Below are 22,471 nucleotides of genomic sequence, written 5' to 3'. Positions count from 1 at the left end.
TGTGAAAAACCCGCGGCCGCACAAGCAGCCGCGGGTTTCAAAATCATTTTATCAGATTACATGACCTTGTGGCAAGTGCGGGCAATCACATCCATCTGTTGCTCACGGGTCAGATCGATGAACTTGACTGCATATCCCGATACCCGGATGGTGAAGTTGCTGTACTCTTCCTTCTCAGGATGCTCCATGGCATCCATCAGCTTTTCCACACCGAACACATTGACGTTCAAGTGATGGGCACCTTGGTCAAAATATCCATCCATGACCTGGACCAGATTCTCCACCCGCTCCTGCTCACTGTGACCCAGCGCCTCAGGGCTGATGGTCTGGGTGTTGGAGATTCCATCCAACGCCCAGTGGTAGGGCAGCTTAGCCACCGAGTTCAAGGAGGCCAGCAGGCCATTGGTTTCAGCCCCATAGCTGGGGTTACCTCCGGGAGCAAAGGGCGTGTAGGCCTTGCGTCCGTCCGGCATGGCACCGGTGGCTTTGCCGTACACCACATTGGAGGTGATGGTCAGTATGGAGGTAGTTGCCTCAGAATTGCGATAGGTGTGGCGGCGCTTGATCTTCTCCAGGAAGCTACGCAGCAGCTCAACGGCGATGTCATCTGCACGGTCATCGTCGTTGCCGTACTTGGGGAAGTCACCCTCCACCTCGTAGTCGGTCACCAATCCCTTTTCATTGCGGATACACTTGACCTTGGCATACTTAATCGCACTCAGGGAATCAACCACATGACTGAACCCAGCAATGCCCGTGGCAAAGGTACGACGCACGTCGGTGTCAATGAGGGCCATCTCAGCCGCTTCATAGTAATACTTATCATGCATGTACTGAATGAGATTGAGAATGTTGACGTACAGACCAGCCAACCAGTCCATCATCACGTCGTATTTCTGCATGACCTCTTGATAGTCCAGATACTCACTGGTGATGGGGGCGTAGGCCGGGCCCACCTGTTCCTCCAGCTTTTCGTCCATGCCACCGTTGATGGCGTACAGCAGACACTTGGCCAAGTTGGCACGAGCCCCAAAGAACTGCATCTCCTTGCCAGTCTGCGTGGCAGACACACAGCAGCAGATGGAGTAGTCGTCTCCCCAAACCGGCTTCATCACGTCGTCATTCTCGTACTGGACCGAGGAGGTATCAATGGAGACACGAGCAGCATAATCTTTGAATGCTTTGGGCAATGCAGAAGAGTACAGGACCGTCATGTTGGGCTCGGGAGCAGGTCCCATGTTTTCCAGCGTATGCAGGAAACGGAAGTCTGTCTTGGTGACCATGGAACGGCCATCCATGCCAATGCCACCCACTTCCAGAGTGGCCCACACCGGATCACCACTAAACAGCTGATTGTAGCTGGGAATACGTGCAAACTTGACCATACGGAACTTCATAACCAGATGATCAATGAGTTCCTGGGCCTCACGTTCCGTGAGAACGCCCCGCTCCATGTCCCGCTGAATGTAAATATCCAAGAACGTAGAGACACGGCCCACACTCATAGCCGCACCATTCTGCGTTTTGATTGCGGCCAGATAGCCGAAATACAGCCATTGGACGGCCTCTTTGGCATTGGCGGCAGGCTGGGAGATGTCATAGCCGTATGCGGCGGCCATGTCTTTCATACCCTTCAGGGCATGGATTTGCAGCGCAATCTCCTCACGCTGCCGGATCACGTCATCCAACATCGTGCCGTCGCCGCAGTTGGCCAGATCTTTTTGCTTTTCCTGGACCAAGAAATCAATGCCATACAGCGCCACACGGCGGTAATCTCCCACAATGCGGCCACGGCCGTAGGTGTCAGGCAAACCCGTGACGATGTGGCTATGCCGGGCCTTCTTCATTTCAGGGGTATATGCATCAAATACTGCCTGGTTATGGGTACGGGCATACTGGGTGAAAATCTCATGCAGCTTTTCGCTGGGGGTATAGCCGTAGGTGGTACAAGCCTGTTCTGCCATCTTGATGCCACCATAAGGCATAAATGCACGCTTGAGTGGTTTGTCAGTTTGCAAACCAACCACCTGCTCCAAGTCCTTGAGTTCAGGATCAATGTACCCGGGGCCATATGCAGTCAGGCCAGAGACAACCTCGGTCTCCATATCCAGCACGCCACCCTTGGCTCGCTCTTGTTTCTGCAAGGCCTGCAAGGCATCCCACAACTTGTTTGTCGCCTCAGTAGGGCCAACAAGAAAAGCCTCGTCCCCATCATAAGGCTTATAGTTTTTCTGGATAAAGTCACGGGTATTGACCTCTTCCTTCCAGATACGGCCTTCAAAACCTTCCCACTGCTTATAATTTGTCATGACGTTCTCCTTTCACAAAATGCGGACTACATCAAAGCGGAAAAGAATCTATATGAATCCGCTGTACGGTGTAACGCTATTGCCTGCAAGTGGGTTAGCCACCGCTAACCACAGGAAATACATTACCACATCGCATTATAGATTGTCAAGGCGTTGCACAGATAAATTCATTTGACCCTACTATCTGATTTTGACACGATGGTTTTCACTCCAAAGACAAAGTAGATAACATGGCACACCCAGACAATGGCCAAAATAATACTGGGAATCACAATTCCACCTCGTAGCATCATAAAGATACCAACCCCCATCAGCAGGGTCACAGGCACCATGATGCCAACCTTTGTCTGTACTGTCATGCCCTTTTTCTTCACAAAGGAGTCCAGATGCTTTTGGTAAAGCCGCGTCCCCACAAACCAGCTATGAAGTCTTTGGGAGCTTTTTGCAAAGCAGAATACGGTGACCAGAAAAAACGGCACTGTGGGCAGTATGGGCAGCACAACGCCAATGCACCCCAGCCCCAGACAGACACAGCCCAGCACCAGAAAAAACAGTCGTTTCACTTTCATAGAAGGCCTCCCCTTTCCTCCCTACACCGGAATCACAAAGGGCTTTCCGTCCACGCTCTGGATGGTCAAGTCCACGTCATACACCTCTTTGACCAGTTCTCCGGTCAAAATGCACTCCGGTACCCCCTGAGCAATGATTTTTCCGCCCTTCATGGCCACAATTTCATCGCTGTAATAGAGGGACTGGTTGATGTCGTGGAGCACCATCACAATGGTAATGCCGTACTCCCGATTTAATTTTTGAATCAGTTTGAGGATTTGGAGCTGGTAGCGCACATCCAGATAGGTGGTGGGCTCGTCCAAAAAAAGCACCTTGGTATCCTGGGCCAGGGCCATGGCAATCCACACCCGCTGCTTCTGGCCGCCGGACAGCTCTGCCACCGGCTTGTCCTTGTGTTTGACCGTGTGGGTGATCTCCAGAGCCCAGCGGATCTTCTCCTCGTCCTGCTGGGGGTCGCCGGACAGACCCAGGGTATGGTAAGGGGTGCGGCCATACCCCACCAGCTTCTCCACGGTCAGGTCTGGGGGTGCGGTGTTGTACTGGTGGACGATGGCCACCTCTTTGGCAAAGTCCTTCAGCCGAAGATGGGCGATGTCCTGCCCCCGGAACTGGATTTCCCCCTGGTCTGGTTTCAGATTTTTGGTCATCAGGTTGAACAGGGTGGATTTGCCACAGCCATTAGCGCCAATCAGAGTGGTAATTTCCCCCTCACGGAGGGAAAAGTCCAGTCCCTGGAGCACTTGGTGCTTTCCGTATGCAAAGGATAGGTTTTTGACGGTAAAAACATCACTGACCATAGCTCTGTCTGGACCTCCTCAGCAAAATGATAAAGAACGGGCCACCCACCACAGACATGATCACCGATGCACTGATCTCGTAGGGTGCGGCAATGGTACGCCCCACCGTGTCAGCCAGCAGCAGGGTGAATGCTCCCAACAGGATGGTGTAGGGCACCAGAATTTTATGGTTGCTGCCCACCAGAAGCCGGGCAATGTGGGGGACAATCAAACCCAGGAAGCTGATGGGGCCGATGACGGCGGTGGCAATCCCCGCCAGCAGCACGGCAATGACAGAGATGACAATCCGGCTCCGATTCACATTGACCCCCAGGCTTCGGGCAGTTTTGTCCTCCAGAGCCAGCAGGTTGCACTGCCCCAGCACAAAGAACGAGGCAATCAGTCCCACCAACCCGTAGAGGAGCAGGGTTTGCAGGTCGCTCCATGTCTTCATGGTAATATTGGCGTTGACAATGCTGGCCACCCCGGAATAGTTGCTTCCGGTGCCGGAGTTGAAGGCACTCATGAGGCCGGAGAACATGGCATTCACCGCCACGCCCACCAAAATGATACGCAGCGGGGACAGCCCGCCCTTCCAGGACAGGGAGTACACCAGGAAAAAGGCAAGCATACCACCCAGAAAGGCAAACAGCGGAGTAAAAAAGTAGAGTGCGGGGAAAAAGGCGGTGATGAGCACCGCCACCAGGCTGGCACCGGAGCTGATGCCAATGATGCCGGGGTCCGCCAGCGGGTTTTTCAGCACCGCCTGCAGCAGCACGCCGGACACCGCCATAACAGCTCCGCCGAACATGGCAATGAAAATACGGGGAAATCGCAAGTCAAAAATGGTGGCCACGTTTTCATTGTAGGCCACAAAGAGTCCTCGGAACAGCTCCACAGGGGTGACCTTCAAGCTGCCGGTGTTGACTGCAAAGAGAAACAGCCCAACCAGCAGCACAGCCGTTCCCACAAAAGAGCCGATGATCTTTTTTCGGCTGATCAAGACGAGTAGACCTCCTTCCATGAGATAAAGCAGGCAGGGCCGGGATGTCGAAGTACGGCATCCCGGCCTTTACTGTGGTATCAGCCCTTGCGTTTACGGGCAGCGTATACGGTGCATCCTGCCAGAGCTAGGCCGCAGCTCATCATCACTCCCACCAGAGGAAGCAACTGGGCGGAATCTCCGGTCTGGGGGACGTCACCCACCTGAGCAGTGTTTTCCGCATCGGTGATGGTGCTGCCTTTTTCCACCAGTGCATAGGCTCCGGCAGATTTGGTTATGACCGTATAATAGTCATCTCTCAAACTACCACGAACCAGCACTTTATTGTCCGTTGCCATGCGATACACAGCTACTTGTTGGTCCGCATATCCATTCGGAATGGGGAAACCAATGGAGACCGTTCCATTGGGTACCACCTGCTCCCCATTGGCATCCACAAATTTCACCTGGTAGAGCTTGAACTTCTTCCCAACCTCCTGGAGAGCGTAGGCAGCGGAAGAATACTCGCTGCCGGAGGTTATGGGCGTAATCTCAAAGCCCACGCCTGCAGGGAACACTCCCTTGTCAGCCCAGACGGTGACACCGGTCTTCTCATCCGTATAATTCACAGCAGGAGACTGCTCCACCGGCTCTTCCGGCTGGAAGTCAGGGTCATCCTCAGTGGTCTTCTCCAGACTAGACCAGTCAACTTTCATCAACACATCCTGATCACCAGTACCGGCGCTGATGGCCTCCATAATGGGCACGAAGACATGCAGGGGCACAAAGCCGTCCCGGTCAGCAATGGCGGTGGACACCAGGCGAATGCGCACCTGGTCGGGATATAGGTGGTTGGCATCGTTGTATTGGTCGATGACATCACTGCCGTCGGCATTCTTCTGTGTGGAGAGCACCTCGGCCAACACCAGATCTCCCTGGGGTCTGCCATACTGGCTGTACACATAGCCCTCATCGTAGTAGGACAGGGTGGACAGGTAGCCAAAGCGATTATCAATGGCCATGCCCTTGAAGTCCAGGGTCACATAATAGACTCCGTCTACCACTTCCAGCTTTACAGTGTGGTTGATGGCATTGTTGGACATGGACAGCTTGCTGCGGTCAGTCTGGTACATGTCCACCTTTACAGAATAGATGCCATCCTCCAGCACATCCTGATCCGGAGTTTCCCCGGTTCCGGTGCCGGAATAAACCACAATGCGATGTTCTGCCTTGGTGCCAGTCACTGTCTTGACCAAACGGTAACGGCCTTCAGGGGTAATTCCCTCCTGCTGGAAGGTGCCGGAGCAAGCATCCTCATCCTGGCTGACCTGTGTGGTGCTGAGGGTGTACCAGGTGCCGTTGCGAAGCTCCTGTACATCGGTGCGCACGGTGAAGGCATCCACAGTACCGGTCTTATCTGTGAGAATGGAGCCCTTGATAGACTCTTGAGAGAAGTCGGGCAAATCCACAGCCTGGAACTTTAGCAGCTCCTCCACGGTGTCAATGGAGGTTTTGCCCAACACTTCTTGCAGCTTGTCTTCGATTTCCCAAGACACATAGCCGCCCTTGCACAAAGCCCAATAGTAATAATCGAAGGCGGACAACTGAGACTGATAGCTCAAGGTGCCCTCCCCCACCTCCAGGGTGAGCCCCAGGTGATGCTTGGAGGGATATTCTCCTGCGGCCTCTTGAATGGTTGCAATCTGCTCCTGGGTAAAGCCGCTGAGATCACAGGTAGACAGGTCCACAGAGTTGTACTCAAAGGCGCTGGTAAATCCATAGCCTCCTTCCGCTACCTTGGCCAGCAACGGAGAGTAGGCAGGGCACGCAAACTATTCTTAGACAGATCCAGAGAGGAGAGGGCGGGATTGGTCTCTACCAGACTGGCCGGGACCTCCTCCAGCAGGTTATCGCTGAGATTCAGGGTCTCCAGGGCAAGCATCCCATCCAAATCGCTGCCCAACTGAGCAATATCATTTTGGTTGAGGTACAAGTCGGTAATGCCAGACATCTGGTTGATCCCCTCAGGAACCTGGATGAGTTGGTTGTCGGTGAGAGACAGCCAGGTAAAGGTCTCCCGCTGAGGCAGTGCATTGGCGTTGAGCTTCACCAGCTGGTTGCGAGCCAGATACAGACCAGTGACATGTTCCATATCATCAAAGGCACCGGCAGCAATGGAGGAGATCCGGTTATTCTCCAAATCCAGAATGTACTCGTCTTCCCCGGCACCTACCTGGCTGAGGCCGGCAAATAGTTTGTCGTTGATGACAGTAAGCAGGTTGCTGGCCAGCTTCATATCCTTCAGGGAGGAAAGCTGGGAGAAGGCATCGTCATCAATGGTGGAAATACAGTTGGCGGACAGGTTTAGGCTGGTGAGCTGGGTAAAGCCCAGGAACTCATCATGAATTTCAGAAATGCTGTTGCCGTTAAAGTTAATGCTTTCCAGGGACTTGTCCCCCAAATCAGCAAGCCATGAAATATCTTGAATCTTGAACGGATCAAAGACGCCGTAGGCGTTCATCAGGGTGCTGGAACTCAAATCCAGGCTCTTCCTACCTTCCGCAAATCGGAAGTCGTTGAGCTCTTGCGTGGTGACATAGCCATCTCCGTCCATGTCCAGACCTGTCACGGTCATCAGCGCCCGGTTGATAAGCTTAGCCTGGGTGAAGCCGGAGTTTTTGATCTGGAAGCCCTCAAAGCCCTCGGTGACGGTGGTGTCAAATACCAGCTTCACCTGGGTGTATCGATCATACATGCCGTTCATAGCCTCAGAGCCGCCCATAGCCTGTACATTGACTGCACCCACCATATAGCCACTGTCCAATGCGGAGATGGGCAAGGTGTACACAGCGGCTACCACTTTCCCGGAAGCGTCCGTCTCAGGGACACGGGAGCCGTCGGTGATGGCGCCCTTCCAGGTGCCATCACTGCTCTGAATGGCAAAGTCCAGCATGGAGTGAGCGAACACGGTGTTGTAAAAGGAGGCGGTGAGAGTACCGTCCTGGGCCACCTTGATTTCCACATAGGGATCAAAGAAGCCAGCCAGCATGGACTCAGTGACCCCATCGTCAATGCGGAAGGCTTGGAAGGTGGCGGTGTACGTCTGCCCCGGCTTCATTTCACTGGCAGAAATTTGCGCACCACCAGTTGCATCGGCAGACTGATCCTCTTGAGTCAAGGTAACTTCGTCGAGGTTGCTGGCATCCAGCACCACGTGCTTGGTGCTGGAACCCTCCATCACTACGTCCAGGGTAATGGGCTGGGAAAGATCCCAAGTCTCAGAATCGAAGTTGAGCAGCATCTGCACGCCATCATCAACCCGCTTGAGGGCAAAACCGCCCACGCCGCCGTTATAGACAAACTTCTCCTCCCGGTCCCCCTGGGTAACCCGGACAAAATACTGAGGGCTGGACATCTGGTCACTCCAAATGGCATCACCGTAACGGGTATCCTCAGTATTCAGGGTGAGGGTGGTGTATCCATCCTTGGGCTGGATCTCGGCACCGGTGAACTGCCCCAGCAAACTCCAGGTGTAGGTAGCAGTAGCCTCAAAGCTACTTCCCATACCATCTTTTACTGCAATGGCTTTGACCGTGGTCGTCTGGTTAATGGTAAAGGGGCCAGTGTACTGGGTGCTCTCCTGAGTGGGTGTGGTGCCGTCCAGGGTGTAGTAGATGGTGGCATCCGGGGTATCACAGGTGATGGTCACCTCTGTCTCCTCATAAATAGAGCCTTCGTTGGGGGAGATGACCGGTGTGGCCACAGAGGCAGTCTGTTGGTGGGCAGTGTCCCACTGCACAGACAAGGTGTAGGTGCCAGAGGTATCGTCGCTGAGCTGATAGGTGCCGGTGTAGTTCTGCTTAACACCAGCGTAAGGCAGCTGGAAGGTAGAGGTGCCGCTGATGTCCTTCCAGCCAATTGTACCGGAGGCTGGTGTAATCTCTAAGTTCTTCAAATTCTGACTATCCTCAGATCCCTCCACCTGGTACATGCTCAGAGCAGAGACCTTGTTCCCCTGCCAATCCTGGAGATAGGTCAGTTTCATGGTCAGACTTCCATTCTGGTCTGCAGTGACCACAGCCTGAGTGTGTACATAGCTGGTCAGCTCCCATTGAGGGTCGTCCACCGAGATGGTTACCGCATACTCTTGGCCAGGCACCAGTTCAGGCATGGTGGTACGGGTAAAGTCGGCAGACACCACAGCGCTGGGGTCATATTCACCCGGAACGTAGGCAATCGCCTTGACGGTGGTGGTTCTGGTTACTGTAAAGGGCTCGCTGTACACCTCTCCCGTCTGATAGCCGGAAGAATAGGACGGGTCACTGCCGTCGGTGGTGTAGAGAATGGTTGCCCCCGGAGTGTCACAGGTGATGGTGACCTCCTGGGAGGTTTCAAAATCTGCTCCATTGGGGGTGATCTCCGGAACTGCTGCCTCAGGCAGCACCTGCTCCAGCGTGGACCAGTCCACCGTGAGCACCATGTCACTCTGGGTCTCGTTGTTGAGGGTCACAGTACCTGTGTACTCATTACTGTCCCAGTAGGGCAGCACAAATGTGGCTTCGCCACGAATGGTATAATATCCTTCCGTGAAGGACACCTCATTAAATTCCAGTGCAACAGGGTCGGTGCTATCCTTTTCATAAACCTGCACGCCAGTAACCCACTGGGTCTCCGATGTCTCATAGTCGTCTGCCCAGACGACCACTTCAGGGAACCGGAGCTCCAAGGTGGGATTGCCATCGGAATCTGTGGTCACAGTGGCCGTGCGCTGAAGATGGCTGTAGAAACTGCTGTTCCATCCGCCTTCCTCGTCAGGCTTGCGCATCTGGACATCCACCTGGTAAGTGGCATTGGTTTCAAATTCTGGAGTGGACGGAGAAGCCGCCCACACCGGCGGTGTGGCCAGGCCCAACGTGAGGGCCGAAGCCAAGGACATGGCCAAGCCACGCTTGAACCACGTCTGTTTGGTTGTTGTCATGATCTTGCCTCCCTTATGGATTTTGCTTTATTCCCTCGCCGTAGAGCAGCGGCTGCAGCTCTTCCAGCGCATCGGGGTAGTTAAATTTTGCACTCATACCGAACAGGTCATAGGGCAAGTCATAGACACGCCCCTCCTGCACCGCCTCAAAGTGCTTCCAGATGTCGTTGGTTTCAAATTCATCCTGGAACATCTCCACCACGTCTTCGGGCAGAGCATGGGCTGCCCGGAGAATGATATCTGGTTCCTTGGTTTTCATGTCCTCGGTGTTGGCGGTGAGGAATTCCTGGCCGTCCCCATCTCCATAGACGTTGACCCCACCGGCCAGTTTGACCAGGTTGCCCACATAGCTACTTTCCGTGGCCACAATGTAGGAGCCAGGCAGACCCATGAGCACCAGCACCGTGGGGGATTCCTTCCCCTCATTTTGGCTTTGGTACTCCTCCATAAACTGCTGGTATTCCTCCACCAGAGCCTGGGCCTGTTCCTCCCGGTCAAATTTCTCCCCCAGTCCCTCGATGGAGGCATACATCCCCTCCACGCTGCGCAGATTGAGAAACAGGGAACTGACCCCAATGGAGGCGTATTTGGGCTGCAAATCACTTTGCAGGCTGTTGGGGGAAATCACATAGTCCGGGTTCAAAGATTTGAGAATTTCCAAATCCGGACTCATAGCCGTCCCTACAGTGGTCACATCCTGATATCGTTCGGGAATGGTACTCAGAGTGGAGGAGCACACACCCACCAGATCCAGTTCCAGCTTGTCGCAGATGTCCACCGCAGCAGGTGAGGTTGCTACAATACGCACCTGGTCTGAACCGTCATCTGCAGTTTGCTCCGGATGCTGGTTGACACAGCCGGTGGCGGACAGGGCCAGCATTCCCGCCAGGCAGAGAGACAGAAGTCTTTTTGGTCTCATACTCGGCTCCTTCCCTCACTTCTTACCAAAGGGATGCTTGCCCTTTCTTACAAAGAAGACGTACCACACGCCGCCGCCCACAGCTGCGATGACCACCAGCCCTCCAATGACCCACCAGAGAACGGGAGAGCCGGAGGAGGAATCGGTGTTTTCAGGCGCCTGGGTTTCCTCCACAGCGTTGCCCGAGGCGTCAAATTCCTCCAGGCCGCTGGCACTGGACTGGGCCTCTGGGTCTGTAGTGGGAGACGGCTCCGGGGTAGCGGAGGGAGCCACTGTGGCCTCAGGCGTATGGGTAGCCGGGGCTGCCGGGGTCTTGGTGGCTGAAGGCGCAGGGGCAGCCGTAGCTTTGGGCTGTTCCACCGAGATGCTGGTAACAAAATCCCCAGAACCGGACTTCAGATTGCCCACGGTAATGTAAAAGATGACCTCACGGCCCATGGGGGTCACATACATATTGCAGCGGATGATAGATTTCTCGCTGTTGGCTTTCAAGCGAAAATCTGCAGTATTGCTGCCATAGTCTTCTTGCATCAGACTGGCAGAAACGGAACGTCCATCCACCTGAAACTTGGGTGATTGAATGTTGTCCATTAGATTTAAGCGAACGGTGATCCATGTGTTACCACTTGCATCTACCTCTACCAGAGCCTTTTTATTGGTAGCACTTTCTGTCATGGACTGACCTAGTACTGCAGAATTCTCTCCGCCAGAGTCTTCGATGACTCCTGTGGTTGGATGCCGGTAGTGGGCGGTAGCGGTGGCAGTATATATGCCGTGGGAAGCTGCCGATGCAGGCATGGAAACAATGCTCGCCGCAAGGGCGAGCATTGCCACCATACCGCAAAGCCCTCGAACAGCTTCTCTTGCGGTATTCTTCATAACATCAATCTCCCTGTATCATTGTTCTTTTTTTCTGGCAAGCAGAATCCCCATCAGTCCGACACAGGACAGAGTCAACACTACAAAGGGAGCTACGTTTGCACGATCACCGGTGTCGGGATTGCCATTCACATTTGCGCTGTTTTCCGCATCCGTGATGGTGCTGCCCTGCTCCACCAGCGCGTAGGTGCTGAAGGTCTTGGTCAGCACCTTATAGTAGCCATTCTCCACAGTACCCTTAACCAGGGTCTTGGTTCCGTCCTCATTGATTCGATACAAAACCACCTTGTCAGCATCATATCCTTCGGGAATGGGGTAGTACACGGTGACCACACCGTTGGGCTGAACCTCAACACCATTCAGCTCAAAATGGATCTCGAACAGGCGGAACTTCTTGCCCACGTCGGCAAGCAGCTCAGCAGCCTTTTCGTAGACTTCCCCGGAGGTAATCTGGGTCACCACCTGCTGGACGCCCTCAGGAAACACACCTTTGTCAGCCTCTACCTTGATGCCGGTGGTGGTGTCGGTGACGTTGACGGCGGGGGACTGCTCCACAGGTTCTTCCGGCTGGAAGTTAGGATCATCCTCGGTGGTCTTTTTCAAGGTAGACCAGTCCAACTTCAGTAATACATCCTGAGTACCAGATCCAGCGGAGATGTCCTCCATGACCGGAACAAATACCTGAAGCGGCACGAATCCCTGCTCATCCTCCAGAGCATCCGATACCAGGGGGAATTTGATTTGATCTGGATAAAGTTTTCCAGCATAAATCCCACCCGCCTGATTGAATTCATCCACAATATCCGTTCCATCTGGATTTTTCTGTGTGGACAACACGGTTGCAGGCACCACAGTTCCCTGCAAATCACCATAAGCGCCGTATTGATAGCCATTTTCATAATAGGCCAGTTCCGCCAGATACCCATATTTATTCAGATAAGAAAGACCTTGAAAATCCATTGTCAGATAGTACTTACCGTCTTCCACGGTGAGTTTCAAGGTATGGTGGATGGCATCATTGGACATGGAGTAATCCGTTTGGTTTGTCTTGAACATTTCACCGTAAACAGAGTAGACCCCATCCTCCAGGGTATGTCGATCCAACTCCCCCTCTTTTCTCAGGTTATCCATAGCGGTTTGCAGTGCCTGAACTTGGGCATCCACCTCACTTTGTGTGGCATTGGCGTTGTCCAGCACTCGCTGAGCGTGGTCAATGGCCTGTTGCAATGCGCTCCAAGTAGCCTGCGTATATCCTTCATTCTTCAGAACACTCGCCTGTTCCAGAATAGTTTTCAACTCGTCCGTATTGGCGCGCTTCACCAAAGCCTCCAACGCGTTTCCTAGCTCACTCACAGCACGCGTAACTTCGGAGACACCTGCATTGTCGTCCCGCTCCACTTGTTTTGCTGCAGCCAGCGCAACCTGGAAGGGTTCCCATGTTTCAGGGGTATATTGAGACTCTTGGCAAACATCCGCTTTCTCGATGAGGGCACGGAGGGATGTCTTATCTCCTTTTTCTTCCAATTCGCTTATAGCAGCAGCAATGGCAGAGGCCATGTCCTGCTGCTCCTGAACCGTAAATTCCTTCTGATTCAGCACAGGAACTGCCTGGAAGCCAGCTCCCGACATCTCCAGCGTGGAATCGGGCCATATATTGGTGAGTTTACCACTCACATCTTCGATGGTTTCCTGCAAAGCCTGATAGGAGCTTTCCGTATAATTCCCTTTGGAAATATTCTTAGCCTTCCAAAGCTGATAACTTACATTTTCCTGAGCATTTTCCACCTCAGTAAGACTGCTCCAATCCACTTGTAGTCTGGCATACTGGTCTCCAGATGTGGGACTGATAGAGAACATAATGGGAACAAATACGTGCACATAGGCTGCATTGTTGACTGTGAACTCGCTGCTAGTCTGTGGAATGTCAAACTCACCGGACTGATTGGCCACCACAACGGGAGTCACATCCAAGGCCATCATATGCTGATAGGGCAGGTTGTCAATGTCAATCAATCGAGGTTCATCATGCCCAAATCCAGCCGGTCGTGTCATGGTATCAGGATTAGACCCATCGTACACCATTTCAGATTCTGGATTGTTATAGGCATCATACACGACGCTCCCATCTTGTGTTCGGTGTTGGGTCAACAGCTCTGCAGAAGTGTATGTACAGAAATTGTCGTCGGGATACCCGTATTTCGTTAAAACTTCTGCCTGGACAGATTCCAACTCCATCATAAAGCCATACTGCCCAATATACCCCATAGGCATAAACTCTACGATTGCAGTGGCTGTACCCTGCTCCACTACCAAGAGCGCCTGGTATTGGGTGTCGTCGGGATGTTTTTGCAGAAACGATTCACTGCCTCGAAGTGCTGCGTTTCCCATCGAGTACTGTCCACTACTGTTTGCATTCATTAAGTTCAAGGAAGCGGTGTATACCCCGTCTTCCACAGGCGCATCCAGTCGCTGAACAACTCTGGAGCCTTCTGGGTAGGTTATCTCATGGACAGTGTCCGCAAATCCATAATTGCTACCCAGGCTGGCTACCATAGCTGCTGCCAAAACGGCAGATGTGCCCTGCTTGGCCATACGCTTTCCAATCCACATAGAAGCAACCCCTCTCTTTCCTAAGAAAAAACTGACAATCTCTTGTTAGCAATCGCTAACCACTATACAAAAAGAAAGCCGCTGACACGGCAATTCGGGATCAAACCACCTCCTATTTCTATTCACATGATACAGCACCTTCCACCTTAGGTATGTTAGACTGTTCACCAGGCAAGCGATTAGCCGAAACTAACTTCCCGGCCAAAAAATAACTCCACAAGGAGCCGGATTTCGTCGATCTGTAAATCGCCATATATATTCTTCTCTTTGGACCTCAAACATTTCCTAAAGCACGCATAGTATATCCATTGTTTCCAGTGTAGTCAATGAATATTTTGTTGCACTTCTGCTACAAACCTATCTTTTCCCCATTAGAAAACGCCTGAAATCCTTTAGCCACAAAGAAATCAAGATTGGAGCAACTGTGCAACAGAAAATTTCTATCTTTCGGGCAACACCGTGTTTAATGGATGAACACAGTGAATACTGCTGTACTCTCTGGCATATGCATTTCCCCCACACTGCACTGCATCTTCAGGCACACGCTCCCATGAAGCAACGTGTCACGACCTTTCCCCATAGAGATAAACTGTAGCGCAGTTGCTGGGAAATATATGTAGCGTCCGTCCATTCCACCGTCCCGGAATTCCCCGTCGCATAGATATTGCAGCTTCTGAATCCGCCCCTCCATCTGCTTGCCGCTGAATGCCGACTGAGCCGACACAGTTTTGACGGTAAGATATACCAGTCCCTGGTGATCCTTTACCATCAGCTCACAGGGATGCTCGAAACCTTGATTTGCCATAGAGATATTGCTGTGATTTTTCATCTGCTCTCGATAGATGATAAACGGAAAGTGGTAGCTTCCGTCTTCCAGGCGGTCACAAATTTCGCCGCCATGAAATCGTTGACGGCCTGTAAAGTGTTCTTTGATTTCCATACGGCTCTCCTGTTCGGAGAGCCGATCCATAAATGCGTCAGAAAACCCCGCTGCCAGCCCCTGCAGCGCATTTTCTCGAATTTGACTTAATGGGACATCTAGGTACTGCATATATCGATGAAACACATAGAATTTACGTCTGTATTGCTCCGCCAGCTTGATTCCAGGTACGGTGAGGGCCGTTTTGCGGTGTTCCAGCCGTTCTACAATTCCCTGTTTCTCCATGGCATCCATGGCTCGGGTAATGACCCATTTCCCTACCCCCAGGCTTCTGGCAGAATCGGTGACCGTACGCTTGGACGGCTCTGCCTCCAGATAGTACAGCAACAGCTGAATTTGAAATGGTGTCAATGCTTCTGACATACCAATCTTCCCTTCTCTCTCATCCCTTCATGCTGCAAAACCGGAATGCGCATGGGCGAATAACTTAGGCTTTCAACCGAGGTTAGCTTATGCTAACTTTCGAGTTAACTATACGCCTGTTTTTCCCACTTGTCAAGGAAGTGCTTTCTGTATGTACGCAGAAACAGGCTTTGGATCTACCGGACAACAGAATTGCTGCCAAGAGAAAGACCCACAGCTCCTTTCGAACTGTGGGCTTCTCTCATTTCCTGATTGTACAAAGAATTATGAGCCTGCCCGATTCAACTGCCACTGAGCACTTTCGTTCTGAAGCTCCACCATGTGTCGGAACAGGCCACCTTCTGCCATCAGCTCTTGCGGGGTTCCCTGTTGGTCCACACAACCGTCTTTCAGAACAACAATATGGTCTGCCCCGGCCACAGTACGCATCCGGTGGGCGATGACCAGTACCGTCTTTCCGGTGAGAAGCTTCGAGAGCGCCCCCTGTACCTTGGTCTCATTTTCCACGTCCAGAGAGGCGGTGGCTTCGTCCAGCAATACGATGGGCGCGTCCTTGAGCAGCGCACGGGCGATGGAGATGCGCTGTCGCTCGCCGCCGGATAGCTTTGCGCCGTTTTCTCCGATGGGCGTTTGGTAGCTCTGGGGCAGTTTGCTGACAAACTCCTCGCAATTGGCGGCTTTGGCTGCGGCCATCACCTCCGCGTCAGAGGCGCCGCGCCTGCCCAGGCGGATGTTTTCCATCACCGTGTCGTCAAACAGCACCACATCCTGAAAAACCATGGAATAATCGGTCAGCAGCACCTCTGGGTCCACCGTGGCAATATCCACCCCGCCCACTTTGATGGCGCCCCCGGTGACATCCCACAGACGCGCCGCAAGCCGGGCGCAGGTACTTTTTCCAGAGCCGGAGGGCCCCACCAGCGCGGTGATCTCGCCTTCTTTGGCAGTAAAGCTGACATCGTGCAGGACAGCCTTTTTGTCATAGGCAAACTCCACATGGTCAAATACGATGTCGTGTCCCTTGGGCTGGAAGATTTCCGCCCCTTCGGCGATGGGTGTCTCAAACAGAGCGTTCATCCGGTCTGCCGACACCTGGGAGACAAACAGCTCGGCGATCAGAGCAAGGCTCTGATCGAAGGGCGCATAAATCCGGGTAATGACCATGAGGAACAGAAACAGCAGCATGAAGTCGATCTGTCCGGACAAAATTAGCCCTGCGCCCGTAAGGATCGTGGTCGCCACGCCCAGCCGCATGATGACGCTGGCCCCGTTGACGAACAGGCCGGTAACCAGCTCGCCGCGGATCATGATCCGTTCATGGTCGTCGATCTTCCGGTACAGCCCCGCAAGATAACGCTCCTCCTGATTGGTGGCACGGATCTCCCGCACATGTTCCAGCGCCTCCTGCATCCCATCTGAAACCCGCACGGCGGCGTGCTTGGTCTGCTCAGCCCGGCGCTCGGTGAGCTTCCGGCTTCCAAACAGCAGGCCAAACGCGACCGGAACTCCCCAAAGACAGGCAATGGTCAGCCGCCAGTCATACCAGAGCAGGCAGACCGCAATCACGGCGGTGGAAATGTAGGAGCCGTACAGGTAGCCCAGCACATGGCTCCAGACATGTTCCATGCGGTTGACATCACCCATCAGGGTCTCCGTCAGGTCGGCCAGATCGCGCTTACCGAAAAAGCCAAGGGGCAGCTTGCGTAGCCGTTCCGCCAAACCCAGCCGGGTGGCTTTGACTTCGCCGTACACAAGACCGTAGGTGGCCTTATACTGCTGGAAATGGGTGAGAAAGGAAAGAAGCGCAAACACCACAAGACCGGCCAGTACAGGCAGAGAGGCGGTCAAGGAGGCACTGTCGGTCAGAGATGCCATCAGGCCGGACATCACAAGGTACAGGATGCTGACCCCGCCCATGACCACCAGATTGACAACCACCGTCCAAAAGGTGCCCTTTTTGGTATTCTGTACGCCCTGATCCGTCAGGGCATATTTCCGTTGAAATTTTGCTCCGAACATTTATTTCCCCTCCTTGCCGCTTTCCATTTTCCATTGGATCGCCCGATTGTAGTCGGCCCACATCCGGGTGTACAATCCGCCTGCCGCAATCAGCTCCCCGTGGGTGCCCTGCTCTGTCACCCGGCCACCCTCCAGCACCAGGATCTTATCCGCGCCCACCACGGTGGAGAGTCGGTGGGCGATCATGATGACCGTACGATCCTTTGTCAGCCGAGCGAAGGCTTTCTGGATCAAGGCTTCATTTTCCGGATCCGCGAAAGCGGTGGCTTCATCCAGCACCACAATAGGGGCATCCTTCAAAATGGCCCGTGCCAGCGCAATGCGCTGCGCCTCGCCGCCGGAAAGATAGGTCCCCTCGGTTCCGATCACAGTATCCAGCCCTTGAGGCAGCTTTTCCAGAATGTCGCCGCACTGCGCGGCTTCCAGGGCGGCCAGCACCTGCTCCCGGCTGGCATTGGGACGGGCCGCCCGAACATTTTCCAGAATGCTGGCCTTGAACAGGCGGTTGTTTTGAAACACAAAAGCGACCTGATCCATCAGCACATGGGGATCGATCTGGCGTACATCCACGCCGCCCACTTCCACGGCGCCGGTGTCCACGTCCCAAAACCGGGGAATTAGACTGGCGGCGGTGGTCTTGCCCCCGCCTGAAGGCCCCACTAGCGCCACGGTCTCTCCGGGCTCGGCGGTGAAGGAGACCTGGGACAGGGCGGGAGACTGCGCGCCGTCGTAGGTAAAGCTCACATCCCGGAATACCACCCGGTTGTCCCTGGGAGTCTGGGGATGATTCGGCACCGGCAGCATTGGTGCGTCCATGACCGGCTGGATACGCCCCAGAGCGGTGTTGGCCAGCATCATACCGGAAGCCGCAAACATAATCTTGGCCAGTGCCGTGGAAATGATGGCAGAGAATACGGCGTAGAAGGCGAAGTTTGTGACAAGTCCCGCAAAATCACCCGAAGCCAGTGCGCCGGGAGCCAGGAACAGCACCACCGGTACCAGAAACAGAAAGGCGCCCTCAGTAAAGGTCAGATTGATGGACTGCGGAACGCGGCACACATCACCTTGATAGTACTCCGCCTTAGCGCTGTACTCCTCAATGGCCTGCTGAAAGGCCTTGAAGGAGTAGACGGTCTGCTGAAAGATCTTGACCACCGGGATGCCTCGTACATATTCCGTGCCAGCTTTGGTCATACGGTCCTGGGCCGCCTGGTATTCCGCCATAAGCTCGGCGTTTTTGCCGCCCATCATACTGAACATGGCAAGGATGGAGATCACCGCCGACAGCAGGCATGCCGCACCCATACGCCAATCAAACACGAACATCAGCACCAGCATGGCAAGAAACAGGGTGATTGTGCCCACGATGTCCGCCAGATTGTGAGCCAGCAGGGTTTCTGTATCGGCGGCCGCTGCGTCCAGGCGGCTGCGGATCAAACCGGAAGCATTGGCATCAAAATAGCCCAACGGAGCCTGCATCACATGTGCCATGCCCTGTTTGCGGATGTTGGACGCCGTGCGGAACGCCGCCAGATGGGTGCACATCAGACCCAGGAAGTAGATGAGGATGCCGCCCACCGCGAAAGCAAAGGCGATCCAGCCATAGCGCGTCACGCTCTGGGCCTGCGTCCAATCCGGCGCCACGGCAATCAAATCTCGGGCCGCCAGCCAGATACAGAGATAGGGAATCATACTGCACACCATGGATATTGCTGACAGTCCTAGCCCCAGGAAGGTAAGCCGCCTGTGGCTGCCCGCATATCCCAGCAGAACGGTCAGAGCGTTTTGCTTCTTTTCCTTCACAAATATTCCTCCTTTTATGGTTAGCTATTGCTAACCTTTTGTGTAAAAAGAAAGGGGCAAAGCCCCGATCTTACGAAAAAGATTGGCGGTATGTTACTGGCCGATCAGCTGCAACCACCCGGCAGTGTAGAAATCCTGCAGCTGGTCCACATACCGCATGGCCTGCTCCTTGGGCATGTCGTGGACGACGATCTCGAAAATGCCGTTAAACATTCCGCTGGCAATGATGTGGCATAGCTGTGCATCCAGCTGGGGGCATTCATGCCCCAGACGGTGGAGTACTTCCAGGTATTGGAGGGTGTATTCCACTTCGACCTCCACCATATTATGGACGAAATGCTCATAGCTGGTGCCCTCGGCCTTGCACAGCAGCAGCTTCACCGGCTCTCGGTGGTCGCAGATGTAGTCCACCATCCAATGGACGCATTGGCTGGACTCCAGTCCCATGTGTTCTGGCTGTTCCTGCTCCGGCAGCTCGGCAAAGGAGGTCTGGGCTTCCATGAACCGGCCCATCAGCGCGGCGGCGTGGGGCTCCACGATGGATGCAAAGAGCGCCTCTTTGCTGGAGAAATAGCCGTAAAATGCGCCGGTGGTGACACCAGCCTGCTTCACAATCTGCCGCAGAGAGGCGCCCTGAAAGCCCTTCTCTGTAAATTCCTCCATAGCGGCCTGCTGGATTCTCTCCAGCGTGGCAGTCGATTTTTCTTCCATATACAACCTCATATAACAGTGATATATAACACTGTTATAATAGAGCGGTGAGCTTCTTTTGTCAAGAGGCAGTGAAAGAAATATCGCAAAAGGGATTGCTGTATAAAATTAACACAGCAATCCCTTTATATCATACCAAACGTAGTTCCTATCCTTTTGTATAAACTTCTACCACTCCGTGTCCACCAAAACATAGTATACTGCTCACCTATACGCTACCAGAAAGTTCCGCGATAAAATATGGGCAAAATGGTCGTTTTATAGCTTCAGATGTATCATCTTCACCATGCACCATCGATCAGAAACTGCCATACTGACCTTTGTGGAGAATCGCAAACCATCTCTGGGAATATGGCGATAATAAGCTTCCTGGGCAAGAATCTCGACCCCGCCGCCGATTTTCCCGGTCAGTTCCGAGGCTTCATCCACATAGAAAAACATCCGGGCATCGCCGTGGCCTACCTGCCTCATGTACTTTTTCCGCATCATGGCCATGCCGCTTTTGCTCACAGCATCAAAGACAAGTTCTATCTCTCCGAATTGCTGCAGCATTCGAAGCAGCCCCATAACCTTGGCTTTCTCAAAATAGTGGAACAGCCCACCAGCGGTGACCAAGATGGGAGCATCCGGCACATTGGCACGGATCCGCCTGATCCAGTCGTCATCAAAGGCATCGGCAGCAACATAGGTTTCCCGCTCCGGCTCCGGCAGCAACTCCCGCCGATACTCCACCACATGAGGCAAATCCACAGCATACCAGCGAGTGCAGCCGTTGTCGCAGCGATGATATGTGGTTTCCAGACCGCATCCAAGCTGGACGATGACCCCGTCCCGCCTGCGTCCTAGAAATGACCGGATGAACCGATCCATATTGGCTGACCGAACGGCGGAGGCCAGCAAGGTGTACTGGTTCTGGTCACCCGGCTTCCGCAGACCAGCCGGCAGCTTCTCCTTCAACTCCAGCGCCTTTTTATCATATAAGATTTGCGGGCAATGTTCGCTGGCATAGAGCCTACCCAGCATAGGGACAAACAGCGTATCTTCCACAACGCCTAAATGAGACATTCGTTATCCTCCTTCCAAGCAACCAGCCTCAGCCCAGCGCCACATCCAGTGTCATCATGAGTGTAAATCCAACTGCAAACAGAATGGTTCCCACATTAGAGTGCTTTCCCACTGACATTTCCGGGATCAATTCCTCCACCACCACATAGATCATCGCTCCTGCGGCAAAGCTCAGGGCGTAGGGCAGTACCGGGACTAAAATTCCAGCCAGAAGGATGGTCAGGATGGCGCCTAACGGCTCCACCGCACCGGACAACGCCCCATACAGGAAGGAGCGGAATTTTGAGAACCCTTCCGCCTTCAAAGGCATGGATATGATAGCGCCTTCCGGGAAGTTCTGAATGGCGATTCCCAAAGAAAGAGCTAACGCCCCCGCCAGCGTGATCCCACTGTCTCCATAAAGCCACCCGGCGTAGACCGCGCCTACTGCCATTCCTTCTGGGATATTGTGCAGTGCCACGGCCAAAGTGAGCATGGTTGTCCTTCCAAGACTGCTTTTGAGCCCTTCTGCCTCCGAACTGCCGCGGTGCAGATGAGGAATCAGCCGATCCAGCCCCAGCAGAAATAGAACACCAAGCCAGAAACCCGCAACGGCAGGTACAAAGGACCATCGGCCCATATCTGCTGCCTGCTCCATCGCAGGTAACAGCAGACTCCAGATGGAAGCGGCCACCATCACTCCTGCCGCAAAGCCGGTAAGCGCACGCTGTACCAGCTCGCTCAAATTGTTTCGCATAAAAAAGACACAGGCCGCACCCAGCGTTGTCCCAACAAAAGGAATCAGCAGGCCTTGCCATAGTTCCATTGACATACGATCCTCCAATCTGGTCATAGTATTTATTCGGAAAGTTTACCTGGACAATCTTGATATGCATGGACACCTCCAGTGCGCCGAACGTCAGCAACAGGCTGCTTACCTGCCGCTCCAAAAGTGCTCTAACCGTTCGAAGGTAAAACGGGAGCGTCCCCATCGGACAGCTCTGATGAGTACGCTCCCATTTTCACTTTTACTTGCGCTTATATGACTCATGTATCATCAAAAAACGACCCATCAAGAAAAGTCGAGCGTAAAAATCATGAATCAGTAATAGCATCCATTCGGCATCAATCGAATATCTCATCCGGTCTGTTGTCATGATTGTGATGATGTTTTCCGCAACAGTGGTGCCCATCGTGCCCGCCGCAGCAACAATGGCCATTCGGGTTGAAGGGATCAAAATGCAGTAAATCAACTTTCTCGACGGAAACCTTAGTATTCATGACGTTGGTATTCTTGTGTTCCAGCATAAAAACACTCCTTCATTGTAGTTTGTATTATTTTGTGTTCCGAGAATAATCAGAACATAGAACGCTCGCAGTTAGCTATCGCTAACTGCATTAAATTCTACCACACGACTCTATCCATGTCAATCATAAGACCATTTGCATAGCGAAATCTTACCTTCTCCATGGGATTAAATTTTTTGGCCATTGTCCTTGCCACCACCGGTGTATTAGGGCCGGTTGTGGGAGCGCTGGTACATAATGCGGGTTCCGTCCTGGTCACT

16 protein-coding genes are annotated in these 22,471 nt (G+C 53.4%); all 16 read right to left on the bottom strand.

What is annotated here, in order from left to right:
* Positions 1-56 precede the first annotated feature (56 nt).
* Positions 57-2,309 (bottom strand): formate C-acetyltransferase, encoded by a 2,253-nt coding sequence (pflB, locus tag E0L15_RS01020; protein WP_087389543.1) that lies wholly within the window; start codon positions 2,307-2,309, stop codon positions 57-59.
* Between the two features lie 167 nt (positions 2,310-2,476).
* Positions 2,477-2,878 (bottom strand): YbaN family protein, encoded by a 402-nt coding sequence (locus tag E0L15_RS01015; RefSeq protein ID WP_087389540.1) that lies wholly within the window; start codon positions 2,876-2,878, stop codon positions 2,477-2,479.
* Positions 2,879-2,899: 21 nt separating this feature from the next.
* Positions 2,900-3,676, bottom strand: a complete 777-nt coding sequence (locus E0L15_RS01010; RefSeq protein WP_168124228.1) for an ABC transporter ATP-binding protein — start codon at positions 3,674-3,676, stop codon at positions 2,900-2,902.
* A complete protein-coding gene (locus E0L15_RS01005) occupies positions 3,666-4,679 on the bottom strand; it encodes an iron ABC transporter permease (RefSeq protein WP_087231669.1) in 1,014 nt (337 codons plus the stop codon). The genes E0L15_RS01010 and E0L15_RS01005 overlap by 11 nt, the downstream gene beginning before the upstream one ends.
* Positions 4,680-4,738: 59 nt before the next feature.
* Positions 4,739-6,445, bottom strand: a complete 1,707-nt coding sequence (locus E0L15_RS01000) for an NEAT domain-containing protein (RefSeq protein WP_168124227.1) — start codon at positions 6,443-6,445, stop codon at positions 4,739-4,741.
* Positions 6,430-9,615: a chitobiase/beta-hexosaminidase C-terminal domain-containing protein gene (locus E0L15_RS00995; RefSeq protein WP_168124226.1), complete on the bottom strand. Its 3,186-nt coding sequence runs from the start codon at positions 9,613-9,615 to the stop codon at positions 6,430-6,432. Before E0L15_RS00995 ends, E0L15_RS01000 begins: the two co-directional genes overlap by 16 nt.
* A gap of 13 nt (positions 9,616-9,628) precedes the next feature.
* Entirely contained in the window at positions 9,629-10,534 is a 906-nt protein-coding gene (gene isdE, locus E0L15_RS00990; RefSeq protein WP_168124225.1) for a heme ABC transporter substrate-binding protein IsdE, read from the bottom strand.
* Positions 10,535-10,549: 15 nt separating this feature from the next.
* The gene (locus E0L15_RS00985; protein ID WP_243155339.1) at positions 10,550-11,332 is read right to left on the bottom strand and encodes a heme-binding Shp domain-containing protein; all 783 of its coding nucleotides are present in this window, start codon (positions 11,330-11,332) and stop codon (positions 10,550-10,552) included.
* 99 nt (positions 11,333-11,431) lie between these two features.
* Positions 11,432-14,023: an NEAT domain-containing protein gene (locus tag E0L15_RS00980; RefSeq protein ID WP_168124223.1), complete on the bottom strand. Its 2,592-nt coding sequence runs from the start codon at positions 14,021-14,023 to the stop codon at positions 11,432-11,434.
* Between the two features lie 463 nt (positions 14,024-14,486).
* Positions 14,487-15,326 carry a hypothetical protein gene (locus E0L15_RS00975; RefSeq protein WP_168124222.1) on the bottom strand — a complete coding sequence of 280 codons (840 nt, stop codon included), beginning with the start codon at positions 15,324-15,326 and terminating at the stop codon, positions 14,487-14,489.
* Positions 15,327-15,590: 264 nt separating this feature from the next.
* Positions 15,591-17,345, bottom strand: a complete 1,755-nt coding sequence (locus E0L15_RS00970; RefSeq protein ID WP_168124221.1) for an ABC transporter ATP-binding protein — start codon at positions 17,343-17,345, stop codon at positions 15,591-15,593.
* Positions 17,346-19,148: an ABC transporter ATP-binding protein gene (locus E0L15_RS00965; protein WP_087231690.1), complete on the bottom strand. Its 1,803-nt coding sequence runs from the start codon at positions 19,146-19,148 to the stop codon at positions 17,346-17,348.
* A gap of 93 nt (positions 19,149-19,241) precedes the next feature.
* Positions 19,242-19,859 (bottom strand): TetR/AcrR family transcriptional regulator, encoded by a 618-nt coding sequence (locus E0L15_RS00960; protein ID WP_168124220.1) that lies wholly within the window; start codon positions 19,857-19,859, stop codon positions 19,242-19,244.
* 258 nt (positions 19,860-20,117) lie between these two features.
* Positions 20,118-20,924 (bottom strand): class I SAM-dependent methyltransferase, encoded by an 807-nt coding sequence (locus tag E0L15_RS00955; RefSeq protein ID WP_168124219.1) that lies wholly within the window; start codon positions 20,922-20,924, stop codon positions 20,118-20,120.
* A gap of 28 nt (positions 20,925-20,952) precedes the next feature.
* Positions 20,953-21,735, bottom strand: a complete 783-nt coding sequence (locus E0L15_RS00950) for a ZIP family metal transporter (protein ID WP_087371327.1) — start codon at positions 21,733-21,735, stop codon at positions 20,953-20,955.
* Between the two features lie 293 nt (positions 21,736-22,028).
* On the bottom strand, positions 22,029-22,211 hold the full coding sequence (locus E0L15_RS00945) for a hypothetical protein (RefSeq protein WP_168124218.1): 183 nt from the start codon (positions 22,209-22,211) through the stop codon (positions 22,029-22,031).
* Positions 22,212-22,471 lie beyond the last annotated feature (260 nt).

Origin of the sequence: Pseudoflavonifractor sp. SW1122 (assembly GCF_012027765.1) — a bacterium.
Classification (GTDB): domain Bacteria; phylum Bacillota; class Clostridia; order Oscillospirales; family Oscillospiraceae; genus Enterenecus; species Enterenecus faecium.
Note: the sequence above shows the minus strand (reverse complement) of the source record. Positions and strands in the feature narration are given on the sequence as shown.